Origin of the sequence: Pseudomonas sp. B329 (assembly GCF_023127835.1) — a bacterium.
Classification (GTDB): Bacteria; Pseudomonadota; Gammaproteobacteria; order Pseudomonadales; family Pseudomonadaceae; genus Aquipseudomonas; species Aquipseudomonas synxantha_A.
The window spans coordinates 1,133-1,640 of sequence record NZ_SPKP01000059.1; the positions used below are offsets into that span (position 1 = coordinate 1,133).

At 63.8% G+C, this 508-nt stretch carries 1 protein-coding gene; it reads right to left on the reverse strand.

What is annotated here, in order from left to right; translation table 11 throughout:
- Positions 1-508 (reverse strand): DUF6531 domain-containing protein (locus E4P00_RS26015; RefSeq protein ID WP_248133326.1); only part of this gene is annotated, 508 nt, incomplete at both ends.

A 508-nucleotide genomic window follows, 5' to 3' on the forward strand; every position in this document is an offset into this window, starting at 1 on the left:
ATTGGTGATCGCGGGTCGAGCCGCTGTAGGCAAGGGCAGGGTGGTCGAGCGGTTCTCATGGTCGATCCACACCACCGAATCGCCCGACACACAAAGCCTGTGCGCCAGCGCATGGCTCCAGCCAAACCCCAACCCGCAATCCACACCCACCGCACTGGTGCGATACAACCGCGTCCACTCAAACGGCAAAACACCGTCCAGCGCACCATCAGTGAGGGTCAGTAATTCCTCGCCGGTGACCATCGACACCGGGCAGCCGTTGGTGACCGTCTTGTCCGCTGGCGCCGCCGCATCTCCTTTTGGATTCGACGCCACGACAGGCACATCATCGACGTGTTCCTGACGGACCAACACGGTCTGTCGGGTCTTGTTGCGAACCACCGGCACCGGGTTCGAAACCAGCGTGTCGCCGGCCTTCAACGGCACCACCGGCACGGCCTTGACCGGCGTCGCCGCACTGCTCAGCAACACAGGCTTGGCGGCCTCAACATGCGTGTCCAGCCGCGGC